Source organism: Nocardiopsis exhalans, from assembly GCF_024134545.1.
Classification (GTDB): Bacteria; Actinomycetota; Actinomycetes; order Streptosporangiales; family Streptosporangiaceae; genus Nocardiopsis; species Nocardiopsis exhalans.
Genome location: NZ_CP099837.1, coordinates 1,256,396 through 1,282,760 on the forward strand (window position 1 = coordinate 1,256,396; position 26,365 = coordinate 1,282,760).

General features: G+C 69.6%; 25 protein-coding genes and 1 riboswitch. Of the genes, 14 read left to right on the forward strand and 11 right to left on the reverse strand.

Annotation, left to right across the window (positions count from 1 at the left end):
* Positions 1-25: 25 nt before the first annotated feature.
* From NE857_RS05705 to NE857_RS05730, 6 genes are all read right to left on the reverse strand, one after another.
* Complete coding sequence (locus tag NE857_RS05705) at positions 26-1,051, reverse strand: TIGR03842 family LLM class F420-dependent oxidoreductase (protein ID WP_254420081.1); 1,026 nt, start codon at positions 1,049-1,051, stop codon at positions 26-28.
* 11 nt (positions 1,052-1,062) lie between these two features.
* Positions 1,063-2,469 carry a dihydropyrimidinase gene (hydA, locus tag NE857_RS05710; RefSeq protein ID WP_254420082.1) on the reverse strand — a complete coding sequence of 469 codons (1,407 nt, stop codon included), beginning with the start codon at positions 2,467-2,469 and terminating at the stop codon, positions 1,063-1,065.
* Between the two features lie 4 nt (positions 2,470-2,473).
* Positions 2,474-3,316 (reverse strand): nitrilase-related carbon-nitrogen hydrolase, encoded by an 843-nt coding sequence (locus tag NE857_RS05715; protein ID WP_254420083.1) that lies wholly within the window; start codon positions 3,314-3,316, stop codon positions 2,474-2,476.
* 399 nt (positions 3,317-3,715) lie between these two features.
* The gene (locus tag NE857_RS05720) at positions 3,716-4,351 is read right to left on the reverse strand and encodes a hypothetical protein (RefSeq protein ID WP_254422182.1); all 636 of its coding nucleotides are present in this window, start codon (positions 4,349-4,351) and stop codon (positions 3,716-3,718) included.
* A gap of 143 nt (positions 4,352-4,494) precedes the next feature.
* On the reverse strand, positions 4,495-5,253 hold the full coding sequence (locus NE857_RS05725; RefSeq protein WP_254420084.1) for a hypothetical protein: 759 nt from the start codon (positions 5,251-5,253) through the stop codon (positions 4,495-4,497).
* 67 nt (positions 5,254-5,320) lie between these two features.
* Entirely contained in the window at positions 5,321-5,890 is a 570-nt protein-coding gene (locus NE857_RS05730) for a hypothetical protein (RefSeq protein WP_254420085.1), read from the reverse strand.
* Between the two features lie 178 nt (positions 5,891-6,068).
* Between NE857_RS05730 and NE857_RS05735 the strand changes: the two genes are divergently transcribed.
* The 3 genes from NE857_RS05735 to NE857_RS05745 all read left to right on the forward strand — a co-directional run bounded on the left by NE857_RS05735 (position 6,069) and on the right by NE857_RS05745 (position 8,446).
* The gene (locus NE857_RS05735; RefSeq protein WP_254420086.1) at positions 6,069-6,539 is read left to right on the forward strand and encodes an NAD(P)H-dependent oxidoreductase; all 471 of its coding nucleotides are present in this window, start codon (positions 6,069-6,071) and stop codon (positions 6,537-6,539) included.
* 88 nt (positions 6,540-6,627) lie between these two features.
* Positions 6,628-7,218 carry a PH domain-containing protein gene (locus tag NE857_RS05740; RefSeq protein WP_254420087.1) on the forward strand — a complete coding sequence of 197 codons (591 nt, stop codon included), beginning with the start codon at positions 6,628-6,630 and terminating at the stop codon, positions 7,216-7,218.
* A gap of 505 nt (positions 7,219-7,723) precedes the next feature.
* Positions 7,724-8,446 (forward strand): response regulator, encoded by a 723-nt coding sequence (locus tag NE857_RS05745; RefSeq protein WP_254420088.1) that lies wholly within the window; start codon positions 7,724-7,726, stop codon positions 8,444-8,446.
* 139 nt (positions 8,447-8,585) lie between these two features.
* On the opposite strand, the gene NE857_RS05750 is transcribed toward NE857_RS05745, so the two are convergent.
* Positions 8,586-9,962 carry an aspartate aminotransferase family protein gene (locus NE857_RS05750; RefSeq protein WP_254420089.1) on the reverse strand — a complete coding sequence of 459 codons (1,377 nt, stop codon included), beginning with the start codon at positions 9,960-9,962 and terminating at the stop codon, positions 8,586-8,588.
* Positions 9,963-10,206: 244 nt separating this feature from the next.
* On the opposite strand from NE857_RS05750, the gene NE857_RS05755 reads away from it, so the two are divergent.
* From NE857_RS05755 to NE857_RS05805, 11 genes are all read left to right on the forward strand, one after another.
* Positions 10,207-11,655 (forward strand): gamma-aminobutyraldehyde dehydrogenase, encoded by a 1,449-nt coding sequence (locus NE857_RS05755; RefSeq protein WP_254420090.1) that lies wholly within the window; start codon positions 10,207-10,209, stop codon positions 11,653-11,655.
* Positions 11,656-11,711: 56 nt separating this feature from the next.
* Entirely contained in the window at positions 11,712-12,902 is a 1,191-nt protein-coding gene (locus NE857_RS05760) for an ABC transporter ATP-binding protein (protein WP_254420091.1), read from the forward strand.
* Between the two features lie 113 nt (positions 12,903-13,015).
* A complete protein-coding gene (locus NE857_RS05765) occupies positions 13,016-14,284 on the forward strand; it encodes an ABC transporter substrate-binding protein (RefSeq protein ID WP_254420092.1) in 1,269 nt (422 codons plus the stop codon).
* Positions 14,285-14,325: 41 nt separating this feature from the next.
* A complete protein-coding gene (locus tag NE857_RS05770; RefSeq protein WP_254420093.1) occupies positions 14,326-15,180 on the forward strand; it encodes an ABC transporter permease in 855 nt (284 codons plus the stop codon).
* On the forward strand, positions 15,180-16,040 hold the full coding sequence (locus NE857_RS05775; protein WP_254420094.1) for an ABC transporter permease: 861 nt from the start codon (positions 15,180-15,182) through the stop codon (positions 16,038-16,040). The genes NE857_RS05770 and NE857_RS05775 overlap by 1 nt, the downstream gene beginning before the upstream one ends.
* A gap of 97 nt (positions 16,041-16,137) precedes the next feature.
* Entirely contained in the window at positions 16,138-17,562 is a 1,425-nt protein-coding gene (locus tag NE857_RS05780) for an NAD(P)/FAD-dependent oxidoreductase (protein ID WP_254421876.1), read from the forward strand.
* A 716-nt stretch (positions 17,563-18,278) separates the two neighbouring features.
* Positions 18,279-18,396, forward strand: a riboswitch (cobalamin riboswitch).
* A 90-nt stretch (positions 18,397-18,486) separates the two neighbouring features.
* Positions 18,487-19,533, forward strand: a complete 1,047-nt coding sequence (locus NE857_RS05785; RefSeq protein ID WP_254420095.1) for an ABC transporter substrate-binding protein — start codon at positions 18,487-18,489, stop codon at positions 19,531-19,533.
* Positions 19,534-19,540: 7 nt separating this feature from the next.
* Positions 19,541-20,626 (forward strand): FecCD family ABC transporter permease, encoded by a 1,086-nt coding sequence (locus tag NE857_RS05790; protein ID WP_254420096.1) that lies wholly within the window; start codon positions 19,541-19,543, stop codon positions 20,624-20,626.
* Positions 20,623-21,693, forward strand: a complete 1,071-nt coding sequence (locus NE857_RS05795; RefSeq protein ID WP_254420097.1) for a FecCD family ABC transporter permease — start codon at positions 20,623-20,625, stop codon at positions 21,691-21,693. Before NE857_RS05790 ends, NE857_RS05795 begins: the two co-directional genes overlap by 4 nt.
* Positions 21,690-22,565, forward strand: a complete 876-nt coding sequence (locus NE857_RS05800; RefSeq protein ID WP_254420098.1) for an ABC transporter ATP-binding protein — start codon at positions 21,690-21,692, stop codon at positions 22,563-22,565. Before NE857_RS05795 ends, NE857_RS05800 begins: the two co-directional genes overlap by 4 nt.
* Positions 22,562-23,248, forward strand: a complete 687-nt coding sequence (locus NE857_RS05805) for a (2Fe-2S) ferredoxin domain-containing protein (RefSeq protein ID WP_254420099.1) — start codon at positions 22,562-22,564, stop codon at positions 23,246-23,248. Before NE857_RS05800 ends, NE857_RS05805 begins: the two co-directional genes overlap by 4 nt.
* Before the next feature lie 1,082 nt (positions 23,249-24,330).
* Here the strand turns inward: NE857_RS05805 and NE857_RS05810 are convergent.
* The 4 genes from NE857_RS05810 to NE857_RS05825 all read right to left on the reverse strand — a co-directional run bounded on the left by NE857_RS05810 (position 24,331) and on the right by NE857_RS05825 (position 26,184).
* Positions 24,331-24,747, reverse strand: a complete 417-nt coding sequence (locus NE857_RS05810) for a hypothetical protein (RefSeq protein ID WP_254420100.1) — start codon at positions 24,745-24,747, stop codon at positions 24,331-24,333.
* Complete coding sequence (locus NE857_RS05815; protein ID WP_254420101.1) at positions 24,744-25,283, reverse strand: ATP-binding protein; 540 nt, start codon at positions 25,281-25,283, stop codon at positions 24,744-24,746. Before NE857_RS05815 ends, NE857_RS05810 begins: the two co-directional genes overlap by 4 nt.
* 125 nt (positions 25,284-25,408) lie before the next feature.
* The gene (locus NE857_RS05820; protein WP_254420102.1) at positions 25,409-25,927 is read right to left on the reverse strand and encodes a hypothetical protein; all 519 of its coding nucleotides are present in this window, start codon (positions 25,925-25,927) and stop codon (positions 25,409-25,411) included.
* Entirely contained in the window at positions 25,927-26,184 is a 258-nt protein-coding gene (locus tag NE857_RS05825; protein ID WP_083926838.1) for a hypothetical protein, read from the reverse strand. The genes NE857_RS05820 and NE857_RS05825 overlap by 1 nt, the downstream gene beginning before the upstream one ends.
* Positions 26,185-26,365: the final 181 nt, after the last annotated feature.

The following is a 26,365-nucleotide window of genomic DNA, read 5'->3' on the forward strand; positions in this document are numbered from 1 at the left end:
GACGCTGGTGACGGGGTGGACCGACTTAGGTCGGGTTCGCCCCCGACACCGCCGGGATGACGTCACGGCCGTAGGCGCCGATCACCCCGTCGACATCGTCGTGCATCGCGTAGACCGCGAACTGGTCCACCCCAGCCGCGCGCAGCCTCGCCAACTTCTCCACGTGCTGTTCGGCCGTTCCGATCAGGCAGAACCGGTCCACGATGGCGTCGGGCACGAAGTCGGTGTCCGGGTTGTCGACCCGGCCGTGGTGGCTGTAGTCGTAGCCCTGGCGGGCCTTGACGTAGTCCGTGAGCTCCTGCGGAACCATGTCCGAGTGCTCGCCGTACCGGGCCACGAGGTCGGCGACGTGGTTGCCCACCATCCCGCCGAACCAGCGGCACTGCTCCCGGCCGTGCGCCAGACCGGCCTCGGTGCCGTCGGTGACGTAGGCGGGGGCCGCCACGCACACCTTCACCTCGTCGGGGTCGCGTCCGGCGTCCGCCGCGGCCGCCCGCACCGCCCGGACCATCCACTCGGTCAGGTACGGGTCGGCTAGCTGGAGGATGAAGCCGTCCGCCTGGCGGCCGACCAGGTCCAGCGCCCTGGGCCCGTAGGCGCCCATCCACACCGGAAGGGAGCCGTCGCGCACCCACGGGATGTGCATGCTCGCACCGTCCACGTCCGCCTCGCGGCCCTCCGCCAGGTTCTTGATCGCGGTCATCGCCCTGGACAGCCGGGCCAGGGTGGCGGGCTTGCGGCCCGCGACCCGCATCGCCGAGTCCCCGCGGCCGATCCCGCAGACCGTCCGGTTCCCGTACATGTCGTTCAGGGTGGCGAACAGCGACGCCGTCACCTCCCACGTGCGGGTGCCCGGGTTGGTCACCATGGGACCGACGCACAGGCTCTCGGTGCGGTCCAGGACGCGGCTGTAGATGACGAACGGCTCCTGCCACAGCACCACCGAGTCGAAGGTCCACCCGTGGGTGAACCCCTCCCGCTCGGCGCGCACCATCCGCTCCACCAGCAGGTCGGCGGGCGGGTCCGTCTGGAGGACGAGTCCGAAGTCCATGTGCGCTCTCCTCAGACCAGGTACTGGCAGGTGGACCTGGGCACGTACCGGCCGTCACCGGCGCTGCCCAGGTAGGAACCGCGGTCCACGATCACGCGGCCGCGTGAGAGCACGGTGCGGGCCCGGCCCGTCACCCGTTTGCCCTCGTAGGCGGAGTAGTCCACGTTCATGTGGTGCGTGTCGGCGGAGATGGTCTGCTCCGCGTTCGGGTCGTAGATCACCAGGTCGGCGTCGGCGCCCGGGGCCACGGTGCCCTTCTTCGGGTACATCCCGAACATGCGCGCCGGGGTGGCGCAGGCCAGTTCGATCCACCGCCTGCGGCTGATGTGCCCCTCCACCACGGCCTGGTGCAGCAGGTCCATCCGGTTCTCCACGCCCGGCATGCCGTTGGGGATCTTCGAGAAGTCTCCCGCGCCCATGTCCTTCTGGCCCACGAAGCAGAACGGGCAGTGGTCGGTGGAGACCACGGACAGGTCGTTGGTGCGCAGCGCCTTCCACAGGTGCGCCTGGTGCTCCTTGGGGCGCAGCGGTGTGGAGCACACGTACTTGGCGCCCTCGAAGTCCGGCTCAGCGAGGTTGTCCGTGGACAGGAACAGGTACTGCGGACAGGTCTCGCCGAACACGTTGAGGCCCTTGTCCCGCGCCCGGGCCAGCTCCTCCACCGCCTCGGTCGCGGACACGTGCACCACGTACAGCGGAGCGCCCGCGACCCGGGCGAGCTGGATGGCGCGGTGGGTGGCCTCGGACTCCAGCAGGGCCTTGCGGACCTCGCCGTGGTAGCGCGGGTCCGTCCTGCCCTCGGCCAGGGCCTGCTCGACCAGGACGTCGATCGCGATGCCGTTCTCGGCGTGCATCATGGTGAGCGCGCCGTTGGCGGCGCCGCGCTGCATGGCCCGCAGGATCTGGCCGTCGTCGCTGTAGAACACGCCCGGGTAGGCCATGAACAGCTTGAACGAGGTGATGCCCTCGTCCACGAGCACGTCCATCTCCTTGAGGGAGGACTCGTTGACGTCGGACAGGATGGCATGGAAGGCGTAGTCGATCGCGCAGTTGCCGTCGGCCTTGGCCATCCACGCGTCCACCCCGGAGCGCACGGACTCGCCGGGCCGCTGGATGGCGAAGTCGACGATGGTGGTGGTACCGCCCCAGGCCGCGGCCCGGGTGCCGGTCTCGAAGGTGTCCGCGGAGTAGGTGCCGCCGAACGGCATCTCCATGTGGGTGTGGCCGTCCACCCCGCCCGGGATGACGTAGTGGCCGGTGGCGTCGATGGTCTCGGCGCCGCTGTCCGCCCAGGTCCGGGCCGGTTCGCTGCCGCGCAGGGCGAGGGCGGCGACCCTGCCGTCCTCGACGAGGACCTCGGCCTCCAGCTCCTCGGCCGCGGTGACGACCAGCCCGCCGCTGATGAGGGTTCGGGTCATGGCCTTACCCCTCCACCAGCGGGCCGTAGGCGTCCGGCCTGCGGTCCCGGTAGAACGCCCACTGCTGGCGGACCTCGTCGATCAGGTCGAAGTCCAGGTCGCGTACGACCAGCTCGGCCTCGGTGTCGGAGGCGACGTCGCCGACGAACTGGCCGCGCGGGTCCACGAAGTAGCTGGTGCCGTAGAAGTCGTTGTCGCCGTACTCCTCGGTGCCGACCCGGTTGATCGCCGCGATGTAGTAGGCGTTGGCCACCGCGGAGGCGGGCTGCTCCAGCTTCCACAGGTAGGCGGACAGGCCGCGGTGGGTGGCGGACGGGTTGTAGACCAGTTGGGCCCCTGCCAGGCCGAGCGCGCGCCAGCCCTCGGGGAAGTGCCGGTCGTAGCAGATGTAGACGCCGATCCGGCCGACCGCGGTGTCGAACACCGGCCAGCCGAGGTTGCCGGGGCGGAAGTAGAACTTCTCCCAGAAGCCCTTGACCTGCGGGATGTGGTGCTTGCGGTACTTGCCGAGGTAGCTGCCGTCGGCGTCGATCACGGCGGCGGTGTTGTAGTGGAAGCCGGGCTTGTCGATCTCGAAGACCGGCAGCACCATCACCATGTTCAGCTCTCGGGCCAGGGCCTGGAAGCGGGTGACGGTGGGGCCGTCGGGGACGGCCTCGGCCCAGCGGTAGTGCTCGGTTTCCTGCACCTGACAGAAATAGGGGGCGTTGAAGACTTCCTGGAATCCGATGACCCGAGCGCCCTGCGCGGCGGCGTCCCGCGCGTACTTCTCGTGGGCGGCCATCATGGATTCGGAGTCCCCGGTCCACTCGGTCTGTACGAGTGCGGCCCGGACGGTGTGCGGCATGGTTCCCTCGCTCCTCTTTGAGCGCCGCCCGGTTCAGGGGCGGCAAAGAACGCTTGGTGCATCCGCGTATGGCCTGTTCGCACCGGTGCGGGCGGGCTTGTCACCCGGCCTGGGCCACCGTGTGCGAGCGGGTTGGCGCGCTGTAGAGGTCGCACCCTAGGTAAGAGAAGAATGGCGGGTCAATGTCCGACATCCCTACGGTGCCGATACGAATGGGTTACCCACATTCGCATTCGTGACTCCTGAGGACAATGTCCTTTGTAGGGCGATATGGATTTGGCGGAAACAACAGGTTTCAGCGCCCTCGGGGGCCAGATTTCGTGTCCCAGCACACATGACGGAGGGCCGCCGGACGGCTGTCCGCCGGCCCTCGGGGATCAGGGGGGCTGTGCGGAGGCGTCAGTTGTGGACGGGGCCGTTGAGATCCACCAGCCGCGTGTACGAGCTGACGTTGCGGGTCCGGAAGGACAGCAGGTTCACCTGCTCGGAGTTGTGCACGTCGAAGATCAGCGTCATGGTCCCCTCGTCGCCGGGGGACATCAGGAACGGCGGTTCGAGCCGGTCCTGGGAGTTGGCCGCCTCGGATGCCAGGTGGTCGGCGTTGGCCAGGTGCGATCCTTCGGCGTAGTAGACGGCGGCGAAGTCCGTGGACCAGCGCACCTCGTCCTCCTCGCCCTGGTAGGCCATATGGACGTCCACGGCGACGTACTCACTGCGCTTGGGCTCGTAGGTGACGTACTCGGTGCTGACGTGCTCGATCCCGTCCCGCACGCCGAGGACGGTGATGTGGCGCCCGTCGATCTCGAAGGTCTCACCGATCCCCGCCACCGGCCCGGAGTCGCGCCCGACGTCGAAGACGAAGAAGGCGACCAGGACGGCGGCGACCAGGCCGATGATTCCCAGGCAGCCGAGGCCGAGCCCGAGGATCAGCCCGGTCCGCTTCTTCTTGGGGGCCGGGCCCTGGTGGTGCGCTCCGGGGTGGGTCGGTCCCGGGGGTTGCGGCGGCCAGTGCTGCGGGGGAGGCCCCGGAGGCATGCCGTGGGGCGGCCCGGGCCGGGCCCCTGGGTACTGACCGCCGTGGGGGGGCGGGCGGTTGGTGCGGGTTCTGCGGGGGCTGGTTGTGCACGGGATACCCTTCGGAACCGGTCGGGGAGGGGAAGCGCCGGGGCGCGGGTCGGTCAGGAGTCGGAGACGTCGATGACGGCGCTGGTGAGGTTGTCGTCGGCGTCGTGCACCAGCAGGCTTACGGTGTCGAGTTCGTCCGCTGGAGAGAGCCTGTAGATACTGCGCACGACACCGCTCTCACCCGGGTCGAGCTCCAGCCGGTTCAGCTCCGTCTCCTCGTTGTTGGAGTCCACGAGCGTCCAGGGCACCTTGTCGTCCTCCACGATGAGGTTGGAGTCCGTGTCGCGCGCGATCACCCGGCCGTCCGAGGAGCGCAGCTCGATACCCCCGCGCCAGTAGCGGAACTCGTCCGTGGGGTTCTCCACCTCGGCGGTGACGATCACGTAGTCGTGGGTCTCGATGTTGGAGTCGAGCAGTGCCCGGTCGGCGATCATCCCCTCGGCCCTGGGATCGCCCTTGAAGGTGAGCTCGCTGATCTCGAACATGAGGTCGCCGACCTCGAGCCGCTCACCGACCTGTGCGTCGGGGCCGGAGCCGACGACGCGGACGACGAGGAACGCCGCGATGATCGCGAGGACGAGCCCGCCCGCGGCGAGCCCGAGGATCAGCCCGGTCCGCTTCTTCTGGGGGGCCGGGCCCCGGTGGTGCGATCCGGGGTGGGGCGGGCCCGGGTGCTGGTGCGGCGGTCCCGGCGGAGTGCCGTGGGGAGGCCCGGGAGGCCTGGGCGGGGCCGCGTGGGGCGGCCCGGGGCGGGGGCTCGGGTACTGACCGCCGTGCGGATGCGGGGGATACTGGCCGTGCGGAGGCTGCATGTCGTCCTTCCTCGGGGGATGCGGGAACACCGGTGGGACGCACCGACCGCCGTCGGAGGTTCGCAGGTCAGCCGGTGACGTCCACGTAGACCTCGTTGCCGCCCAGGAACTCGGCGCTCAGACCCATGTGGGAGATCTCCGAGGGGTCCCGCACGTCGAAGACGATGGTCACCACCTGGGGCTCGCCCGGGGAGATCTCCACGCCCAGGGGGACGCCGTCCTCGTGGTCCCGGGTGGCGTTGTAGTCCTCGGGGATCTGGCGGCCGGAGTAGGTGTACAGGTGCTGTTCGTCGCGCCAGAACTCGACGGCCTGGCTCCCGGCCGGTTCCACCTCGACGTGCATGACGACGTACTCGTACCTGGGGGAGTGGTACTCGACCGAGGTGACGCCGGTCTCCACTTCCACGATGGTGAAGAGCATGCCCGCGTGCTCGACCCGCTCGTCCAGCCCCGGCATGTCCGGGTTCGAACGCTCCTCGTTGCCGAGCCCGCTGCTGGTCCCGCCACCGGGCTCGCTGTCGGAAGTGGAACCGGACCCGGAGCTGTCGTCGTCGTTGTCGGCGACGACGAAGAGGAGCACCCCGACCAGGAGGACGCCGACCATGAAGAGCCCGCCACAGCCCAGGCTGATCCACACCCAGGCGGAGGTTCTCCTGGCCGTCGGGGGAGGGGGATGGCCGACGTACGGACCACCCGGCGGCACAGGCCCCGTCGGAGGCCGGCCACCGGTCGGCGGCATGCCGTACGGCGGCCTCTGATAGGGCCCGGGCCCGTTCGGCGGCGGCTGGTTCATCGGTTCCTTCTACTGTGGTGGCATGGCACGACTTCTCATCGTTCACCACACGGTCTCGCCCGCCACGCAGGAACTGCTGGACGCGGTGTCGGACGGTGCTCGTACCGACGATATCGAAGGCGTCCAGGTCCGCACGGAAGCGGCGCTCTCCGCCACCGCCGCGGATCTTCTGGCGGCCGACGCGGTGGTACTCGGCACACCGGCCAACATCGGCTACATGTCCGGCGCCCTGAAGCACTTCTTCGACACGGTGTACTACCCCGCCCAGACCAGTGCCCAGGGGCTGCCGTACACGCTGTACGTACACGGCGACAACGACACCTCGGGCGCGGTGCGCTCGGTGGAGGCGATCGCCAAGGGGATGGGCTGGAACCGGCACCGGCCCCCGGTCACCGTCACGGGCCGCCCCGGAGCCGAGGCTCGGGAGTCCTGCTGGGAACTGGGCGCGGTCACCGCCCTGGCAGCTCTGGAGCGCGCGCGGGAGAGCGCCTGACACCGACCGGTGCTCGTGGCACCGGTGCTCCGGGCGCCTCTGATTGAATGTCCCCGTTCTGGCAGCCCCCGACGGATCGGCATCCCCCGTGCACGAAGCCCAGTCTTCCTCCCCGCCCCTGTCACGTCGTCCCCTCACGCTGCGCAGCCGCGGCTTCGCGGTCATGGGAGGGCTGCTCCTGCTGATGGCGGTCGGTATCGCCCTGATCGGCTCAGCGGTCCTGCTGGACGCCGCCACGCCGTCCGAGGGCGCCTGGATCGTCCTCCTCGTCGCGGGTGCCGCCGGTGTCTTCGGCTACCTGCTCGGTTTCCATCCGCGGCTTCGGCTCCTTGAGGAGGGCATCGAGCTGCGGAGCGTTCTGTCGACCGTGTTCGTGCCCTGGGCCCGGGTGCGGACCCTGGACGCTCAGGGCCGGGGCCAACTGGTGATCGGGCTCGACGACGGGCAGAGCGTCGGCCACTTCCACTACGGTGCGTCGCTGGGCGGGGAGCTCATCCGCTACCGGCACCACCGGCGCGTGGTCCGGCGGATCGAGGACTTCCGCGCACAGGTCGGTCCGGGAGCGGCCACCGACCGCGAGGCCGGGGAGGAGACCACCCTGCCGGTCGTCCCCGCCCTGTGCGTCCTGCTGGTCTTCCAGGTCCCCCACGTGGTCGCTTTCGCTCTCTCCCCGGGCTGATTGCCCGGTATCCGGTAGCCGGTATTCGGCGTCAGGTGCGCTTCCTGCCAGCGGAAACCGCCCAGCGCAGGTTGAGTGTGCGCTGGCAGTTCCGGCACTTCTGGTTGACGCCGCCGTTCCAGCTTCCGCAGTAGTCGCAGTACACGGGAAACCTTTCGTGTCGTGCCTGCCCTTGAGGTTAAAGGGAAAAGGAGCACTTCACGGGGTGTTTGCCAGCTTGCCCTCGGGTCACTCTCAAACGGCTTCCCCCGTGGGGTTCCCGATCATTCGAACACCCGTTTGGCTTCTGTGCGGGGCGGAGCGTGACGGCCGCCCCGGCCGTCACGCTCCGTGGAGGGGAAAATTCCATGCACATACCATTCTCTGACCACTTATGGGAGAGTGGGGACAGCCTCGCTGTAGGAGGATTGGTCGGCGATCTCCCGTTTTCTTCGCCTTTTCGGTCCTGTAGTCAGCGTAGGGAACTGGACACCCGGCATTCCGGTTGTACATAAGAGGAGTTCTGGTGAGTCCCCACCCCCCGTCACCCGCTCAACTGACCTACGCGACCGAGGAACCGGTTGCCCCGACCCGGCCCATTCGTGTTCTCGTGGTGGACGACCACGCGCTGTTTCGGCGCGGACTGGTCTCGGTCCTCAACGACGAGGACGACATCGACGTGGTCGACGAGGCCGGGGACGGTGACGAGGCGGTGGTGCTGGCCACCGAGCTGCGGCCCGACGTGGTGCTGATGGACGTGATGATGCCGAACTCCACCGGTATCGAGGCCTGCCCCCGCATCCGCGCTGCGGTGCCCGAGGTCAAGTTCGTCATGTTGACGATGAGCGAGGACGAGGCCGACCTGTTCGAGGCGCTCAAGGCGGGTGCCACCGGTTACCTGCTCAAGGAGATCGCCGTCACCGACATCGCCCGTGCGGTCCGCGCGATCGCCGAGGGGCAGTCCTTCATCAACCCGGCGATGGCGATCAAGCTCATCGGTGAGTTCGCGGAACTGGCCAAACAGGAGAAGACCCCGAAGGCCGCCCCCGCCATCCCCGAGCTGACCCCCCGGGAGACCGAGGTGCTCAAGCTGCTGGCGCGGTCCCTGAACAACCGGGAGATCGGCGAACGCCTGTTCATCACCGAGAACACCGTGAAGAACCACGTCCGCAACATCCTGGAGAAGCTCCAGGTCCACTCGCGCACCGAGGCCGCCATCTACGCGGTCCGGGCCGAGTACATCACCTGATCCGGCGGGCCCCGAACCCCTGAACCCCGTGAACGCCGAGCGGGCCCGCCGCCCCGAACCCCTCGGTTCGCGGTGACGGGCCCGCCCGGCGTCCGACCAGGTTCCCGGTCGTCCCCGGCCCAGAGGCCTTCGCTTGAGGCTAGAGCTTGGCCCAGGCCTCGGTGAGGACCTTGCGCAGGATCCGCTCGATCTCGTCGAAGTGCTCGGGACCGCAGGTCAGTGGCGGTGACAGCTGGATCACCGGCTCGCCGCGGTCGTCGGCGCGGCAGATCAGCCCCGCCTCGAACAGGGCCGAGGAGATGAAGCCCTTGAGGAGGGTCTTCGACTCCTCGGCGGAGAAGCTCTCCTTGGTCTCCTTGTCGCGGACCAGCTCGATGCCGTAGAAGAAGCCGTCGCCGCGCACGTCGCCGACGATCGGCAGGTCGAGCAGCTTCTCCAGGGTCGCCCGGAAGACGGGGCCGTTGGTGCGCACGTTGTCCAGCAGGCCCTCGCTCTCGAACAGGTCGAGGTTGGCCAGCGCCGCGGCGGCCGCCACGGGGTGCCCGGCGAAGGTGATGCCGTGCAGGAACGCCTCGCCCTCCCGCTGGAACGGCTCCATGAGCCCCTCGCGCGCGATCACCCCGCCCAGCGGCACGTAACCGCTGGTGGCGCCCTTGGCGAAGGTGATCATGTCCGGCAGGTAGCCGTACTTGGTCGCCCCGAAGTACTCGCCGAGCCGCCCGAAGGCGCAGATGACCTCGTCCGAGACCATCAGGACGCCGTGGCGGTCGCAGATCTCGCGGACGCGCTGGAGGTAGCCGGGCGGCGGTGGGAAGCAGCCGCCGGAGTTCTGCACCGGCTCGACGTACACGGCCGCGATGGTCGCGGGGTCGTTCTGGAGGATGGCCTCCTCGATCTGGTCCGCGGCCCAGCGGCCGAAGGCCTCGACGTCGTCGCCGTGCACGGGCGCCCGGTAGTGGTTGGTGTTGGGCACCTGGATGGTGCTGGGCACCAGCGGTTCGAAGGGGCTCTTGATGGCCTGGAGGCCGGTGATGGACAGCGCGCCCATGCTGGTCCCGTGGTAGGCGATGTTGCGGCTGATCACCTTGTGCCGGGTGGGTTCGCCGACCGCCTTGAAGTACTGGCGGGCCAGCTTCCACGCCGACTCCACCGCCTCGGAACCGCTGCCGGTGAAGAACACCCGGTTCAGGTCGCCCGGCGCCAGGTCGGCCAGTCGGTCGGCGAGCTCCACGGCGCGCGGGTGGGCGTACGTCCAGATCGGGAAGTAGGCCAGTTCGCGGGCTTGTTCGGCGATGGCGTCGGCGATCTCGGCGCGCCCGTGGCCCACCTGGGAGACGAACAAACCAGACAAACCGTCCAAATAGCGGTTTCCGTGGTCATCGTAGACGTATTCGCCCTCGCCGCGGGCGATCACCGGGACCTCGGCGTCGTTGTAGGCGGCCATTTCCGTGAAGTGCATCCACAGGTGGTCCTTGGCGGCCCGTTGCAGGTCTTCCGAGTTCAGACGCGGTTCCACTTCGACTCTCCGAGTTCTCTGGGCGGTGCGGGAGGCAGGCGTGGGACCGGGGACGGTCGCCACGTACCCTACGCGCCCCACTCAATAGAAATAGTCGCATCTGCATAGCTTCTGTCAAGTATCCGTCGAGTAACCCAAACTTCACAACGGAATCCCTTGAAGTCTTCGGAAAGGGGTGGCAGTGTGACCACACACACAGACAGCCGTGCGCGCTCCTGGCGCGCCGACTCAAGGGGAGCCGGCCGTGACCCAAGGGCCCGAAACCGAACACCTGCGCAACTTCGTGAACGGCGAGTACGCCGACACCGCGCAGGGCCGCCGGAGCGAACTGATCGACCCCGCCACCGGGCAGGTCTTCGCCACCGCTCCGGTCTCCGACGCCCAGGACGTCGACGCCGCCTTCCAGGCCGCCCGCAGGGCCTTCGAGGACGGTTGGCGCGACTGGACCCCGGCCGAACGGCAGATCGCGCTGAACAGGTTCGCCGACGCCGTCGAGGCTCGCGCCGACGAACTGGTCGCCGCCGAGGTTCGCAACTGCGGGAAGCCGGTCGGCCTCACCCGGTCCGAGGAGATCGGCCAGGTCCTGGACGCCCTGCGCTTCTTCGCCGGGGCCACCCGGAACCTGGAGGGTCGCGCCGCCGGGGAGTACCTGCGCGACCACACCTCCTGGATCCGCCGCGAACCCCTCGGCGTGGTCGGCCAGATCACCCCGTGGAACTACCCGATGGCCATGGCCGCCTGGAAGATCGGCCCCGCCCTGGCCGCCGGGAACACCATCGTCCTCAAGCCCTCGGACACCACCCCGGTCTCCACGCTCCTGCTCGCCGAGATCGCCGCCGAGTTCCTCCCGCCCGGCGTGTTCAACGTCGTCTGCGGCGACCGCGACACCGGCCGCGCCCTCGTCGACCACCCGATCCCCGCCCTGATCTCCCTCACCGGCTCCACCCGGGCCGGGTTCGAGGTCGCCCAGGCCGGATCCCGCGACCTCAAACGCCTGCACCTCGAACTCGGCGGCAAGGCGCCCGTGATCGTCTTCGACGACGCCGACGTCGAGAAGGCCGCCGCCGGGATCGCCGAGGCCGGGTACTTCAACGCGGGCCAGGACTGCACCGCCGCCACCCGCATCCTCGCCGCCCCCGGCATCCACGACGACCTCGCCGCCGCCCTGGCCGAACAGGCCCGCGGCACCGTCACCGCCGGACCGGACAACCCCGACGCCGCCTACGGCCCGGTCAACAACGCCAACCAGCTGGCCCGCGTCACCGGCTTCCTGGAGCGCACCCCCGACCACGCCGAAATCCTCACCGGCGGCGCGCGGGTCGGCGACCAGGGCTACTTCTACGCGCCCACGGTCGTCTCCGGGCTGCGCCAGGGCGACGAACTGGTCACCGACGAGATCTTCGGCCCGGTCCTGACCGTCCAGCGCTTCACCGACGAGGACACCGCCGTGGCCTGGGCCAACGCGGTCGAGTACGGCCTGGCCTCCAGTGTGTGGACCAAGGACCACGCCCGCGCCCTGCGGGTCTCGCGCCGCCTGGACTTCGGCTGTGTGTGGATCAACACCCACATCCCCGTCACGGCCGAGATGCCGCACGGCGGATTCAAGCACTCCGGCTACGGCAAGGACCTGTCGACGTACTCCTTCGAGGAGTACACCCGGGTCAAACACGTCATGAGCTACTTCGGCGACTGACCCCGCACCGTCGCTCCGCACCGGGGCTCCCACCAGAACCGACAGGAACACCCCCCATGGTCACCACCGCAGACAGCAGTACGGAGGAGCCCGCCGTGACGGTTCAGCACTCCTCGGCCCCCGCGGCCGCGTCCTCCCCGCAGGGCCACGAACCGGCGATCAGCCTGGAGCGCGTCGTCAAGGCCTACCGCTCCGGTTCGGAGACCGTGCGGGCGGTCGGCGGCGTCGACCTGGAGATCGCCCGCGGCGAGTTCTTCTCGCTGCTGGGCCCCTCCGGCTGCGGCAAGACCACCACCATGCGGATGATCGCCGGGTTCGAGGAGCCCACCGAGGGGGTCGTGCGCCTGTCCGGCCGGGACGTCACCGGGGTCCCGGCCAACCACCGCGACGTCAACATGGTCTTCCAGAGCTACGCGCTCTTCCCGCACATGACCGTCGCCGCCAACGTCGCCTTCGGCCTGGAGCGCAAACGGGTCCCGAAGAAGGAGATCCGCCGCCGGGTCGGCGAGATGCTCGAACTCGTCGAACTGGGCCACCGCGCCAAGCACCGCCCGGCCCAGCTCTCCGGCGGCCAGCAGCAGCGGGTCGCCCTGGCCCGCGCCCTGGTCAACGAGCCCGGCGCCCTCCTGCTCGACGAACCCCTCGGCGCCCTGGACCTCAAACTCCGCCAGTCCATGCAGGTCGAGCTCAAGCGCATCCAGCGCGAGGTCGGCATCACCTTCGTCTACGTCACCCACGACCAGGGCGAGGCCCTGACCATGTCGGACCGGGTCGCGGTGATGAACAACGGCCTGGTGGAGCAGCTGGGCGCGCCCGCCGAGATCTACGAGCGCCCGGCCACCCGCTTCGTCGCCGACTTCATCGGCACCAGCAACCTGCTCAGCGGCACCGTCGGTTCCGCCGACGCCGCCGGGCACCACCGGGTCGACCTGGGCGAAGGGCTGACAGCCCTGGTCGCCGAACTCCCCAAGGGGATCTCGGCCGGGTCCGACACCCACCTGACCATCCGCCCGGAGAAGGTGCGGATCGGTACCGAACGGCCCGAGGGCGACCTCAGCATCCTGCCCGGCACCGTCACCGAGACCGTCTACCTGGGCTCGGCCACGCACTACCAGGTTTCCCTGGCCAACGGGTCCGAGGTGACCGTGTACCAGCAGAACTCCTCGGACTCCGCCCTGGTCGCCGGGCGCGGTGACGCCGTCTGGCTCTCGTGGGCTCCGCGGCACTCGTACGCGCTGCCCGTCTGAGCCCGTCCCGCGCCCGGCCACCGCTCCTTGGCCCTCCCGGCCCCGACCTCAACGCCCACCCATCCGCCCCGGCTACCGGCAGACTTCCAGATCCGAAGTAGGGAACGACGACCATGAAGCACCCCTCCCGCGCTCAGCTGAACCCCGCTCTCCTGCGCGGACTCACCCGGGCCCGGCGCACCGGCGGCCCCGCGCTGCCCGGCCTGACCCGTCGCCGCACCCTCCAGGCCGGTGGCGCCGCCGCCGCTGCGCTCGCCCTGTCCGCCTGCGGTGTCGGCGGCCAGCAGCGCGACACCGCGGACGACGCCGACTACTGGGCGGACAAGGAGGAGACGGGCTCGCTGCGCTGGGCCAACTGGCCGCTGTACATGGATCCGGACCGCACCCAGATCGAGCAGTTCACCGAGGCCACCGGGGTCGACGTGGCCTACCGCGAGGACGTCCAGGAGGCGGCGTCGTTCTTCGGCCAGATCCAGCCCAAGCTCGCCAACGGGGACGACATCGGCTACGACCTGATCACCCTTCCCAACGGCTTCGAGTTCAGCAAGCTGGTCGAGCTCGGCTACCTGGTCCCGCTGGACCACACCCAGCTGCCCAACTTCGCCGACTACGCGGGCGAGATCTACAAGAACAGCGCCTACGACCCCGGCAACCGCTACAGCGTCCCCTACACCTCGGGCGTCACCGGCATCGCCTACAACCCGGACTACATCGACCGGGAGATCACCAGCATCGCCGACCTGTGGGACCCCGAGTTCGAGGGCAAGGTCGGCATGTTCGCCGACCCGCAGGAGATCGCCAACTTCGGTCTGCTGTTCAACGGCGTCAACCCGGCCGACTCCACCAAGGAGGACTGGGAGGCCGCCGCCGAGAAGCTCAAGGAGCAACGCGACTCCGGTGTGGTGCGCGCCTACTACGACCAGGACTTCATCCAACCGCTCACCAACGGCGACCTGTGGATCACCATGGCCTGGTCCGGTGACATCTACCAGCAGAACGCCGAAGAGGGCACCAACCTCAGGTTCGTCATCCCCGAGGAGGGCGCCACCCTCTGGACGGACAACCTGCTGATCCCCTTCACCTCGAAGGCCCCGGTCGACGCCCTCAAGCTCATGGACTTCCTCTACGAGCCCGAGATCGCCACCGGGCTGACCGAGTACATCAGCTACATCCCGCCGGTCCCGCACGCCCAGGAGGTCATGGCCGAGTGGGCCGAGGCCGAGGACGGCACCGAGCGCGGTGAAGCCCTCGCGGAGATGGTGGAGAGCCCCCTGGTCTTCCCGTCGGACGGCGACTACCAGAACCTGCACAACTACGTGGCGCTGGAGACCGACCAGCAGGACGAGTTCTCCTCGATCTTCCAGGCGATCACGCAGAGCTGATCCGTCCGAGCCGACCCCCGAGCCGATCCCGAGCTGATCCCATGAGAAACCGCAAGGCGACGCCCTACGTCCTGGTCCTCCCGGCGTGGATCTGGCTGGCGCTGTTCTTCGTGGTCCCCATCGGCGGGATGCTGTCGCTGTCTCTGACCACGGGCAACGTGGTCAGCGGCTTCCAGCAGACCTTCGAGGTGGGCAACTACGTCACCGCCGTCAGCACCTACTGGGAGCAGATCCTGCGCTCCCTGTTCTACGGCGCCTGCGCCACGCTGGTCTGCATCGTCGTGGGCTATCCCATGGCGTACTGGATCGCGTTCAAGGCCGGACCGCACAAGTCCACCTACCTGCTGCTGATCCTGCTGCCGTTCTTCGTGTCGTTCGTGCTGCGGACCATTTCCTGGCGGTTCCTGCTGGCCGACAACGGCGTCGTCCTGGGGCCGCTGAAGTCGATCGGGCTCGTCCCGGCCGACCTCCAACTGCTCAACTCCGCCCCGGCGGTGATCCTGGGCCTGGCCTACAACTTCCTGCCGTTCATGGTGCTGCCGATCTACGCGGTCCTCGAACGTATGGACTCCCGCCTGGTGGAGGCCGCGCACGACCTCTACGCGGGCCGGTTCCAGGCGTTCGTCCGGGTGGTCCTGCCCGTCTCCCTGCCCGGGGTGTTCGCCGGCGTGCTGATGACCTTCATCCCCACCAGCGCCGACTACGTCAACGCCTCGGTGCTGGGCGGCGCCCACAACACGATGATCGGCAACATCATCCAGAGCCAGTACCTGGTCAACAACAACTACCCGATCGCCGCGTCGATCACCTTCGTCCTCATGGGGCTGCTGCTGGTGGGCATCTTCAGCTACGCGCGGGCCCTGGGCACGGAACGGGTCATGGAGGTGCACACCTGATGAGTGTTCATCTGGACACGGCGGCTCCCTCCGCGCCCCCGCCCCCTCCGGCCCGTGTCGGCGGGAGCGGGCGTTCTCCCCGGCCCCGCCGCCGGATCGACTGGGGCCGCTACTACACCTGGCTGGTCCTGGCCTGGTTGTTCACGCCCATCCTGTTCATGGTGGCGTTCAGCTTCAACGACCCGGCGGGCAAGCACAACATCACCTGGCAGGGCTTCACCCTCAAGTGGTACGCGAACGCCTTCGCGCACCCCACGCTCAACGAGGCGATGTTCAACTCCGTGAGCATCGCCCTGCTGACCATGGTGATCGCGGGCGCGATCGGCAGCCTGCTCGGGCTGGCGCTGGGCCGGTTCTCGTTCCGCGGCAAGCAGCTCACCAACCTGGTGATGTTCTCCGCCATCAGCGCCCCCGAGGTGGTCCTGGGCGCGGCGCTGCTGTCCACGTTCCTGATGATGAACGTGACCACCGGCTACTGGACCACCGTGGTCGCGCACGTGATGTTCTGCGTGTCCTTCGTGGCCATCACCGTGCGGGCGCGGGTGATCACCCTGGACCCGGCGCTGGAGGAGGCCGCCCGTGACCTGGGCGCTGGTTCGTTCACCACGTTCCGGCTGGTCACCCTGCCGATGCTGTTCCCCGCGATCATGGCGGGCGGGCTGCTGGCCTTCGCCCTGTCCATCGACGACTACATCATCACGACCTTCGTCAGCGGCGAGGTCACCACGTTCCCGCTCTGGGTGTGGGGATCCACGCGCGTCGGTATTCCGCCGCAGGTCAACGTCATGGGCACACTGCTGTTCGGGGTCGGACTGATCATGGCGGTGGTCAACATCGTGATGGCCCACCGCCGCAGGTGAACTCCGGCGGGGGTTTCCGACTCCCATGAGGGAAGCACCGAAGCACCGGCCGCCGAACCCCGGCGGCCGGTTCATCGACGAGAAACGAGTGAGAGCCATGGCCGACACCACGCGCGCCGAGGCGGCACGGGCACTGGAAGGAGCACGACCGCAGGTCTTCTGGCTGGACCCGGACGTCCCCGGACACGACGTACCCGAACCCGCTCCCGCGCTGGTCGGTGACGTGCACGCCGACCTGGTCGTCGTCGGGGCCGGGTTCAGCGGGCTGTGGACGGCACTGATCGCCAAGGAACGCGACCCCGACCGGAACGTGGTCCTGGTGGAGGCCCGCACCACCGGCTGGGCGGCCTCGGGGCGTAACGGCGGCTTCTGCGCGGCCAGCCTCACCCACGGCTACGAGAACGGGGCCGAGCGCTGGCCCGAGGAGATCGCCGAACTCGAACGCCAGGGCATGGCCAACCTCGACGCCATCGAGGAGACCGTGCGCAAGTACGGCATCGACTGCGAGCTCGAGCGCACCGGCGAGACCCTGGTGGCCACCGAACCCTGGCAGGCCGAATGGTTCGAGAAGGCGGCCGCGGAAGGGCAGGCCAAGGGCGAGAGGGTTCAGGCCTGGAACGCCGAGGAGGTGCGCCAGCAGATCGACTCGCCCACCTACGTGGCCGGTTACCACGAGTCCGACGGCGTCGCCATGCTCCACCCGGCCAAGCTGGCCTGGGGCCTGCGCGCGGTCTGTGAGCGGCTGGGCGTGCGGATCTTCGAGAACAGCCCGGTGCGCGACATCCGCTCCGTTCCCGCGGGCCTACGCCTGGAGACCCGCGGGGGAGCCCTGCACACCCCCAAGGTCGCCTGGGGCGGCGGCGCCTTCCCCGGTCCGCTGCGACGGCTCAAGCACTACCTGGCCCCGGTCTACGACTACGCGCTGATGACCGAGCCGCTCACCGACGAACAGATGGCCGCCATCGGCTGGGAGGGGCGCCAGGGCGTCTCTGATTCGGCCAACTTCTTCCACTACTACCGGCTCACCGCGGACAACCGCATCCTGTGGGGCGGCTACGACATCGTGCACCACTACGGCGGCAAGGTGCGGCCCGAGTACGACCAGCGGCCGGAGACCTTCCAGAAGCTGGCCGAGCACTTCCTGGAGACCTTCCCGCAGCTGCGCGGCATCCGCTTCGGCCACACCTGGGGCGGGGTCATCGACACGTGCAGCCGCTTCTCGGTGTTCTTCGGTGATGCTTACGGCGGCCGCCTGGCCTACGCCGCCGGATACACCGGCCTCGGCGTGGGAGCGACCCGCTTCGGCGCCCAGGTCATGCTGGACAAGCTCGACGGCCTGGACACCGAACGCACCCGGCTCCGCATGGTCAAGGAGAAGCCTCTGCCGTTCCCGCCGGAGCCGGTCCGCTCCCTGGGCATCGAACTCACCCTGAGGGCGACTGCCGCCGCCGACCGCAACGGCGGTCGCCGCAACCTCTGGCTGCGCGGCCTGGACGCAGCGGGCATGGGCTTCGACAGCTGAACCAGTTAGTCGGTCACACCCGACCGGAAACCATCCGTTTCCGGCAAGGATCGGTAAGCCTGTGCCAAGGGTTGTCATGTGGGGCGATGCGGACGGCGTGGCGTGCGTCCCCACCACCCGCCGAGGGTGAGTATGGGCAACGGGCCGCGGGGGAGTTTTCGCAGGTGACCTAACTCCTCCCGCGGGCCGACCCTCCTCACCGAACCCACCGCGTGGCCGCCCACTGGCCCAAGATTCCAGGCCGCGCGGTGTTTGCCCCGAACGGCGCCCGTGCCCCGGCACGGGCGCCCTTCGCGTTCACTCGCCAGGTTTCACGCTGATCCCGGTAGCCCCGCGTACGCGCCAGGGTTGAGGGATGGTGTTCTTCGGTGCCTTCTTTTTCCTGGCGGGAGAGCAGTAGGTTGGGGTGGATGGTTGCTGGAGGGTGGGCTTTTTGAGTGATTTGTCTTCGGTGTCCAAGTTCCAACAACTTGCAGATTTTGGCCTCTTGATGCTCTAAATCCGCAGGTCACCGAGTCTGCTCCCCGCGCACGCGGGGATGGTCCCGCACAGGGTTCGGTCACCGTTGGAGCACCTGCCTGCTCCCCGCGCACGCGGGGATAGTCCCGCCAGGTGGGCACCGGAGACGCTCGTGTGCAACTGCTCCCCGCGCACGCGGGGACAGCCCTGGTTTTACGAGCTGATGGAGCTTTTCGGATCGGCCCCTGCTAAGTTCTTTTTGACCATTTCGATGGAGTTTGAGGAAGCCGGTGTGACTCCGGCGCGGTACCGCCACTGTGAACAGCGCCCAGCAGGCGCTGTGAGCCAGATACTCGCTCCATTCGTACCTTTCGAACACGGGGCGGCATACCCCCAGAAAGGCCCGGCGGAGCCGTGCATTCCTTTTCTGTCCTCTCTTCCGAACCCAGGCCGACCGGCCCTCTGATGACGGCGTCCGTCCTGGCCACCGCCGCCGTCCTTCTCACCGGCTGTACGGCCGGGGCAGGCTCCGAGACGGCCGCTGATGACGGCACCACCACCGTCGAGAACTGCGGGATCGACGTCACCGTCGAAGGACCGCCCGAGCGGGTGTACGCCGCCTACCAGCCCGCGATCGAGATCGCCCACGCACTCGGTATCGGCGACCGCCTGGTGGAGACCGCGTTCCTCGACTCCCAGGTGCTGCCGGAGTACGTCGAGGCGCAGGAGGCGACGGAATACGTCGAGAGCCTGCCCAGTCGCGAGGCTCTGCTGACCGAGGAGCCGGACTTCGTCCTCTCCGGTTTCAACGGTGTCTTCGTCAGTGACGGGGCGGGCGACGCGAGCTTCGGCACCCGCGGCAGCCTCGCGGAGCTCGGGGTCCAGTCGTGGATCCTCAGCCCGCTGTGCCCCAGCGCGGACGGGCTCTCCGACGAGGCGATCGACCCGGCGACGGTCCGGGTCGAGACCATCCACGACGACCTGCGCGCCCTCGGCGACCTCTTCGACGCCCAGGAACGCGCCGAGGAGGTCATCGCCGACCAGAACGACCGGATCGAGGCCGTGGCGGAGGCCGTCGCCGACGCCGACCGGCCGACGGTCGCCTTCGTCACCCTGCGCGAGGACGGCACGATCTCCGTCGCCGGAGGCATCGACTTCGGAACCCAGGTCATCGAGCACGCCGGGGGTGAGAACGCCTTCGGCGACCTGACCGAGACACGCAACGTCCAGATCGACCTCGAGGAGCTGATCCGGCGCGACCCGGACGTCATCCTCACCAGCACCTGCTGCGACGCCTCCTACACCCGCGAGGATGCCGCGGACGACGTCGCCGCCATCGCCGAGCACCCGGCCCTGTCCGGTGTGACCGCCGTGGAGCAGGACCAGGTGCACCCGTTCCTGTTCGCGGACCGCAGCGCCGGGGTCCGGGCCGCCCACGCCATCGAGGTGCTCGCCTCGCTGCTCCACCCCGACCTCGTCAGCTCCGAACAGGCCGGCTCCGTCACCGAGTGAGGCCGCGATGACGACGGTCACGCCCACAGAAGAACGAAGCGCGGGGGGTGCGGGCCGCTCCGGCCCGACGCCCTCCGCCCGCTCCGGTGTGCTCAAAGGCGGTTGGAGCCGCGGCCTCGGCCTTGTCGTGGCCACGGCGGCGCTGGTGGCCGCAGGGTTCGGCTCCGTGCTGATCGGCAACTACTCGGCCACCCTCGCCGACGTGGTCGCCGCCCTCAGCGGCACCCCTGAGAACGACGTGGAGCGGATCATCCTGCACATCCGCATCCCGCGCACCGTCACCGGACTGCTCGCCGGGATCGCGCTCGGTGTCGCCGGAACGGTCATGCAGGGTCTGACCCGCAACCCGCTGGCCGAACCAGGGCTGCTCGGCATCAACTCCGGCGCCGCCCTGGCGGTGGTGCTGGCGATGGCCGGTTTCGGGATCACCGCCACCGCCGGCTACCTGTGGTTCGCCTTCGCCGGGGCCGCCGTCGCCGCGGTCCTCGTCTACACCCTCGGCTCGCTCGGCCTCGGCGGCGCCACCCCGGTGAAGCTGGCCCTGGCCGGTGCCGCCTTCACCGCGCTGTTCGGGGCGGTCACGTCGATGATCACCCTCCAGGACTCCTCCACGATGGACGACTACCGGTACTGGGTGGTCGGGTCGCTCACCCGGTCCGACGGCACGGACCTGAGCGTCGTGGCGCCCTTCCTCCTCGTCGGGGTCGTCCTCGCCGTGGCGCTGACCCGGACGCTCAACGCCCTGGCGCTGGGGGACGACCTGGCCCGCAGCCTCGGTACCCGTCTGTGGACCAACCGTGCCGTCGCGGCCCTGGCCGTCGTCCTGCTCGCCGGGGGCGCCACCGCCATCGCGGGCCCGATCGGGTTCGTCGGCCTGGTCGTGCCGCACGTCGCCCGGATGATCACCGGCCCGGACTACCGCTGGGTGATGGCGTGGACGGTGGTGCTCTCACCGACACTCCTGCTGATCGCCGACACGCTCGGCCGGATCCTGCTCCAACCCCAGCAGCTCCAGGTCGGGATCATCACCGCCATCGCCGGGGCACCGTTCTTCCTCTACCTGGTCCGCAACCGAAGGGTGATCGGCGTATGACCGGCCTGCTCCGCCGCGGCCCGACCCGCGACACCCTCCTGCTGTCCCCGGGCCGGGGAGCGGTGGCCTTCCGGATCAGCCGTTCCTCGGCGCTGCTCACCGCCGCGGCCGGTACCGCCGCCCTGGCGGTGGCCACCGTCTCCCTCACCCTCGGGGTGTTCCCGATCGGGGTCGGCGACGTCATCACCGTCCTCGGCGGCGGGGGGACCCTCATCGAACGGGACATCGTCCTGAACGACCGCCTGCCCCGGGCGCTCACCGGACTCGGCGTCGGTGCGGCGTTCGCCCTCTCCGGCGCCCTCCTGCAACGGATCGCCGCCAACCCGCTGGTGAGCCCCGACGTCATCGGGATCAACTCCGGTGCCGCCATGGGCGCGCTGGTCGTACTCCTCGTCCTGGGCGGCAGCGGCCTGCAACTGGTCCTCGGCGCGCTGTCGGGGGCCCTGCTCGCGGCGGTGTTGATCCTGCTCATCGCCTACAAGCGCGGACTGCACGGGTTCCGGCTGGTCCTGGTGGGGATCGGTGTCGCCGCGATGCTCTCCTCGGCCACCTCCTACCTGCTCACCCGGGCCGACATCAACCGTGCGATGAGCGCCGCGGCCTGGCTGACCGGCAGCCTCGCCAACCGCGGCGGCCTGCACGTGGCGATCATCGTGACCGCCCTGGCGGTGACGGTCCCGGTCCTGATCGTCGGATCGCGGCACCTGCGGTTGCTCGAACTCGGCGACGACCTCACCCGAACCCTCACCGGTGCGGGCCAGGGCCGCAAGGTGGTGCTGCTGCTGGTGGCGGTGGTCCTCGCCGCACTGGCGACCGCGGCGGCCGGGCCGATCGGCTTCGTCGCGCTGGTGGCGCCGCAGATCACCCGCCGGATCCTCGCCGAGCGACAGGTCGGTCTCGCACCGTCCGCCGCCGTCGGCGCCCTGCTGGTGGTCAGCGCCGACCTGGCTGGTCGGCTGCTCTTCGCGCCGACGGAGATGCCGGTCGGTGTCCTGACCGCCGTTTTCGGAGCCCCTGTCCTGCTCTACCTGCTGGCCCGCGCACACCGGATTGGAGCCGCCGGATGACCGATGCCGCCGCGTCCACCCAGAACCCCGACCTCAACCCCGCGCCCGGTCCTGGCCCGGATCCGGGCCACCCGATCTCGATCGCCGCCGAGGGGCTGAGCCTCGGCTACGCCTCCTCGGTGGTCGTCGACCGGGTCACCACCGAGCTCCCGGCCGGCCGGATCACCGCCATCGTCGGGCCCAACGGCTGCGGCAAGTCCACGCTGCTGCGCGGTCTGGCCCGGCTGCTGGGACCCCAGCGGGGCCGGGTGCTCCTGGACGGCGACGAGCTCGCCTCGATGCCCGCGCGCACCCTCTCCCGCCGTCTCGGCCTGCTGCCGCAGCAACCGATCGCACCCGACGGGATCACCGTCGCGGACCTGGTCGGCCGCGGCCGCCACCCGCACCAGCGCTGGTTCCGGCAGTGGGGCGCCGCGGACGAGGAGGCGGTGGCCACCGCGATGGCGGCGACCGGCGTCGACCAGTTCGCCGAGACCCCGATCGACCAGCTCTCCGGCGGCCAGCGCCAGCGGGTGTGGATCGCCCTGGCCCTGGCCCAGGAGCCCGAGGTCATGCTGCTCGACGAACCGACGACCTACCTCGACCTCGCGCACCAGCTCGACGTCCTCAACCTGCTTGCCGCACTCAACCGCCGCCTCGGGCGCACCATCGTGCTGGTGCTGCACGACCTCAACATGGCCAGCCGCTTCGCCCACCACCTGGTGGCGATGCGGGACGGGGCCCTGGTCACCCAGGGAACCCCCGCCGAGGTCGTCACACCGCGCACGGTCCGCGAGGTCTTCGGGGTGGCGGCCACCGTCATCACCGACCCGGTGGCCGGCACACCCCTGATCCTGCCGCACCTGTCCGCCAGCGCAGAGGAGGCCCGATGACCGCCCGGGTCCTGGTCGGGATGTCCATCCGTGAGGCCAACGCCGCCGATGAACTGGGGGCCGCAGCCAAGGCCGCCGACGCCCGGCTGGCGTTTCTCCAGGTCGCCGACCCCGCTCTGTCGACGGTGCTGACCGAGCTGGCCGACGCCGGTGCCGGGCGGATCGAACTGGTCGGTGTCGCTCTGGGGCGCCTCGCCCCCGGGCACTCCTGGCTGCGCCGGGTCGCCGGACACTGGTGGCGTGAACGCGGGACCGGCGCGCCCGAGGTCGTGGTGGCCGCCCGCCTGGTCGGCCCGGACGTCGCCGTCCCCAGTGCTGTCGCTTCCGCTCTGGAGACGGTCCGTCCGATCTCGGGTACCGAGGCGCCGGTCACCTCGGCCGCGTGGGAGGAGGTCCCGGGGTACCGGCGCCATCTGCTGGTCTGCCGCGGGCCGCGGTGCAGCGCCCGCGGCGCCGAGGAGACCTGGGGCGCCCTCGCTGCGGGCCTGTCCCAGCGGGACCTGGGTGACGACGACGTCCTGATGACCGCCACCGGCTGTATGTTCCCCTGCAACCAGGCCCCGGTGGTCGCGGTCCAGCCCGACGACGTCTGGTACGGCGGTATCGGCCCCGGCCACGCCGATGAGATCATCGACAGCCACCTGGTGGCCGGTGAACCCGTGGAGGACACCCGGATCCGGTGACCGGCACCGCCCGGTGGTTCACCCCCGCTGGCCCCAGGGGTGAGTCCCGCGCCCGGACGGAAAAGCGGCGGCGAGGGTGGCAGTCTCCCCAGGCCTGTGCGGATCGGCGGGGCGTGTCGCGGCCGGTCGAGGTAGGCGACGGAAAAGCGGCAGCGAAGGAGGGAGCGCCCCCAGGCCTGCGGGAACCGGGCCGCGTGTCGCGGCCGGTCAAGGAGGGCAACGGACAAGCGGCAACGAGGGTGGGTAGGGGCCGGGCCCGGCGCTCATCGGGCCGCGTGTCGTGGGGGTGGGGCGGAAGCCGCCCGAGCCCCTGTGGCGGAGTCACCCAGGTCAGCGCGGGCAAGCCCAACGGGGACACGGGCTGCCTCCCCGGGCGAGAGCAGACAGGGCAAACGGGGCCAGCCTCAGAGTGTGGTGGTGTGGCGCCCGAAACCCGCATCTGGGGCTGTCCGCTGCTCCCGAAACCCCTATATCCCCGATGATCTTGCTACCAGAAGCAAGTTCGGCGCCGAACTTGCTTCTGGTAGCAAGATCATCTTCAAACAGAGGACCGAAACAGGTACCCGGCCCCAAAGACCACCACTGACCTCGCCGCCGCTTGTTCGTCCGGGCGCGGGACCGGCCGCGACACGCGACCCGATCCACGCCGAGCTGGGGAGCCTGGGGCCTTCGCTGCCGCTTTTCCGTCGCCTTCCTTGACCGGCCGCGACACGAGTACCGGTGCGCACAGGCCTGGGGGTGCTGCTTCCTTCGCTGCCGCTTTTCCGATGGCACGAATGACCGGCCGCGACACGCCCCACCGATCCGCACCGGGCTGGGGAGGGAACCGGCAGAGGACCGAAGTAGTTGGGCCCTTTTTCGGGGCCCGAAGGGACCCGTCCGCCACCCCGACCACACCTCCACAGCGCTGGTGGCCCGGCACCAGCAGAACGAGATGTTCTCCAGGGCACCGAGGAGGCGAAGCTCTTCGGTGCCCTGTGATCTCAACGCAGGTCAGCAAGACCTCCGCCCCGTATGAGTGGGGTGGGCCTCAGCGCACCGGCCCCTTGCCCTGCGCGGGGTGCGATGAACGCCGATGCTGCTCAGATCACTAACCCACCGCCCTGAAAGACCGCTTCGCCCAGCGATTCGGCCTGGGAGTGGGTGAACAGCAACGCGATGCTGATGGCCACGGCGGGCCAGGCCCACCACTGGCGCGGGGCCCGGTGGCGGCCCCGGGCAGGACCGTGCGGGAGCGGGGCGGGACGGCGGGGTTCCCGCTCGACCCGTTCGCGGCGTTGACGGGTGGCCTTCGCCCAGTGCGGCACGGCGTGGTGCTGGAGCCGGTATGCCAGGTGGGGGTTGCCTTCCATCTGGCGCAGCAACCGTTCCTGCCGATCCTGGTGAGACTCGGGCGGAGCAGCCAGCTGGCGGTTGGTGCCGGGGCGGGAGAAGCGGTGGCCCCGGGGCGCGGCCAGGCGCTGGCGCACCCCGGAACTCACCTGATACGAGCCGGTCACCGGGCGGCCTCGGGGAGAGCGGCCTCCGGGAGGGTGAACTCGGCCCAGGTCACGGTGCCCAACCCTGCACAGAAGGGGAAGTCCAGCACCGAGCGGGTGCCCCACCGGTCGGCGAGGTGGCCGATCAGCAGCAGACCCCGGCCGCGTTCGGCCTGGGCCCACTCCTCGATGGTGTGCTGCGGGGTTTGCGGGGCCTGGAAGTCGGCGCGGTCGGTGCGCTGGCCGTCGTCGACGATGGCGACCTGGATGGTGGTGGCGGTGGGCATGTGCAGGGTGCGCACCACCCGGCCTTCGACGTCCTCGCCGGAGCGGCTGTGGGCGCACGCGTTGGCGAACATCTCGCTGGCGCACAGCACCATGTTCTCGACCGTCTCGGCGGGGAGCCCGGACAGCCGGTGCAGGTCGGCGGCCAGGTCCGCGCGCACCCAGCGGGTCTGGGCCAGCTCGCCCGGGTAGAGACGTGAGGGCCATCGGCGTCCGGTGAACGGGGCTGTGGGGGTGTGGAACGGGGTGCGTACGTGCGGCAGACTGGTCATGTCGGCAACTCGCTTTCGTTGAAATCGGTTGGTGGTTGTCGGCCTGCTCTGGGGGTGTTTGCCGCACCCGCCAGAGCTTTTTCGTGAGTGCTGAGGGTTCCGGGGTCTCAGCAGGTGCACGGCCTCTAGAAGTCGGGCGAGGAGCTGAGGCCCAGGAGGCGGTGGCCGAGCAGGCGCAGGAGTTCGTGGCGGGTGGGGGCGGTGATCCGTTCGAAGGGGTCGCCTTCACCCGTCCAGCCGATCGGGCGCCGGGCCACGTAGACCTCGCAAGGCTGCTGGCCCTCGATGGTCAGGTTCCACTGCTTGTAGAGCAGCGGGCACAGGACGTGTTCGGGGATGGGCAGCTCACCGCCATCAGACGGGTTGGCCTGCAAGGGCAGTGGCAGGCGGGCGCCGTCACCACCGACCGCCCTGGGCGTGCGGGGCGGGTTGGGGTGGTCGGCGATGGCCTGGTCGACCAACAGGGTGGCCAGCTCGGCGTCGGCCTCCTCACGAGCGATCCGCAGCGCCTCCCGGATCAGGGGCAGCCGGTTCCGGAGAGTGCTGGAATGCCATTCGGCCAGTTCGGGCGGGGGCAGGTGTACGGGCGGTTGCAGGGCCTCGTCGATGACGGTGAGCAGGTCCCTGGTGTAGATGTCGCGCATCAGAACGCCACTCCCAACCGCTGAAGCCCGGCGAGCACGGCCTGGAGCACGGCCATAGGCGCGGAGTCCAGTGGCCGCCGGGGCGCCGGGACCCTCGGTGGGCGGGGCGAACATAGGGGCTGCCCCAAGGCCAGAGTTCGGGGAACCGGGGCGTAGCTGCGCACACGTCGGGCCCGGCGGGGACGGTGGCGACGCATCGCTTCGGTAGCCAACCAGCGCACATGCGCCAGCTCGGACAGGTTCAGGTAACGCGGCATAGCGCGGCTCCTGGTGTGCAAGTGCTGGGCGGTAGGCCCAGCTCGGGAATGAGTAATCTTAGAAAATCATGAAATCCTCAGGGTTTCAATGAATATAGAATTTTAGATTCACAGGGTGTGAGGATTTCATCCTGTCTGTAACTGGATGCCCGAATCGCCGACCAGCCGTAACATCCTGAGA

Coding starts and splice junctions, on each gene's coding strand:
- NE857_RS05805 (WP_254420099.1), top strand. CDS start 22,562: ATGACCGCCCGGGTCCTGGTCGGGATGTCCATCCGTGAGGCCAACGCC.
- NE857_RS05735 (WP_254420086.1), top strand. CDS start 6,069: ATGGCACGACTTCTCATCGTTCACCACACGGTCTCGCCCGCCACGCAG.
- NE857_RS05780 (WP_254421876.1), top strand. CDS start 16,138: ATGGCCGACACCACGCGCGCCGAGGCGGCACGGGCACTGGAAGGAGCA.
- NE857_RS05790 (WP_254420096.1), top strand. CDS start 19,541: ATGACGACGGTCACGCCCACAGAAGAACGAAGCGCGGGGGGTGCGGGC.
- NE857_RS05800 (WP_254420098.1), top strand. CDS start 21,690: ATGACCGATGCCGCCGCGTCCACCCAGAACCCCGACCTCAACCCCGCG.
- NE857_RS05815 (WP_254420101.1), bottom strand. CDS start 25,283: ATGACCAGTCTGCCGCACGTACGCACCCCGTTCCACACCCCCACAGCC.
- NE857_RS05760 (WP_254420091.1), top strand. CDS start 11,712: ATGGTCACCACCGCAGACAGCAGTACGGAGGAGCCCGCCGTGACGGTT.
- NE857_RS05720 (WP_254422182.1), bottom strand. CDS start 4,351: ATGCCTCCGGGGCCTCCCCCGCAGCACTGGCCGCCGCAACCCCCGGGA.
- NE857_RS05785 (WP_254420095.1), top strand. CDS start 18,487: ATGACGGCGTCCGTCCTGGCCACCGCCGCCGTCCTTCTCACCGGCTGT.
- NE857_RS05725 (WP_254420084.1), bottom strand. CDS start 5,253: ATGCAGCCTCCGCACGGCCAGTATCCCCCGCATCCGCACGGCGGTCAG.
- NE857_RS05705 (WP_254420081.1), bottom strand. CDS start 1,051: ATGGACTTCGGACTCGTCCTCCAGACGGACCCGCCCGCCGACCTGCTG.
- NE857_RS05770 (WP_254420093.1), top strand. CDS start 14,326: ATGAGAAACCGCAAGGCGACGCCCTACGTCCTGGTCCTCCCGGCGTGG.
- NE857_RS05825 (WP_083926838.1), bottom strand. CDS start 26,184: ATGCCGCGTTACCTGAACCTGTCCGAGCTGGCGCATGTGCGCTGGTTG.
- NE857_RS05775 (WP_254420094.1), top strand. CDS start 15,180: ATGAGTGTTCATCTGGACACGGCGGCTCCCTCCGCGCCCCCGCCCCCT.
- NE857_RS05765 (WP_254420092.1), top strand. CDS start 13,016: ATGAAGCACCCCTCCCGCGCTCAGCTGAACCCCGCTCTCCTGCGCGGA.
- NE857_RS05795 (WP_254420097.1), top strand. CDS start 20,623: ATGACCGGCCTGCTCCGCCGCGGCCCGACCCGCGACACCCTCCTGCTG.
- NE857_RS05715 (WP_254420083.1), bottom strand. CDS start 3,316: ATGCCGCACACCGTCCGGGCCGCACTCGTACAGACCGAGTGGACCGGG.
- NE857_RS05820 (WP_254420102.1), bottom strand. CDS start 25,927: ATGCGCGACATCTACACCAGGGACCTGCTCACCGTCATCGACGAGGCC.
- hydA (WP_254420082.1), bottom strand. CDS start 2,469: ATGACCCGAACCCTCATCAGCGGCGGGCTGGTCGTCACCGCGGCCGAG.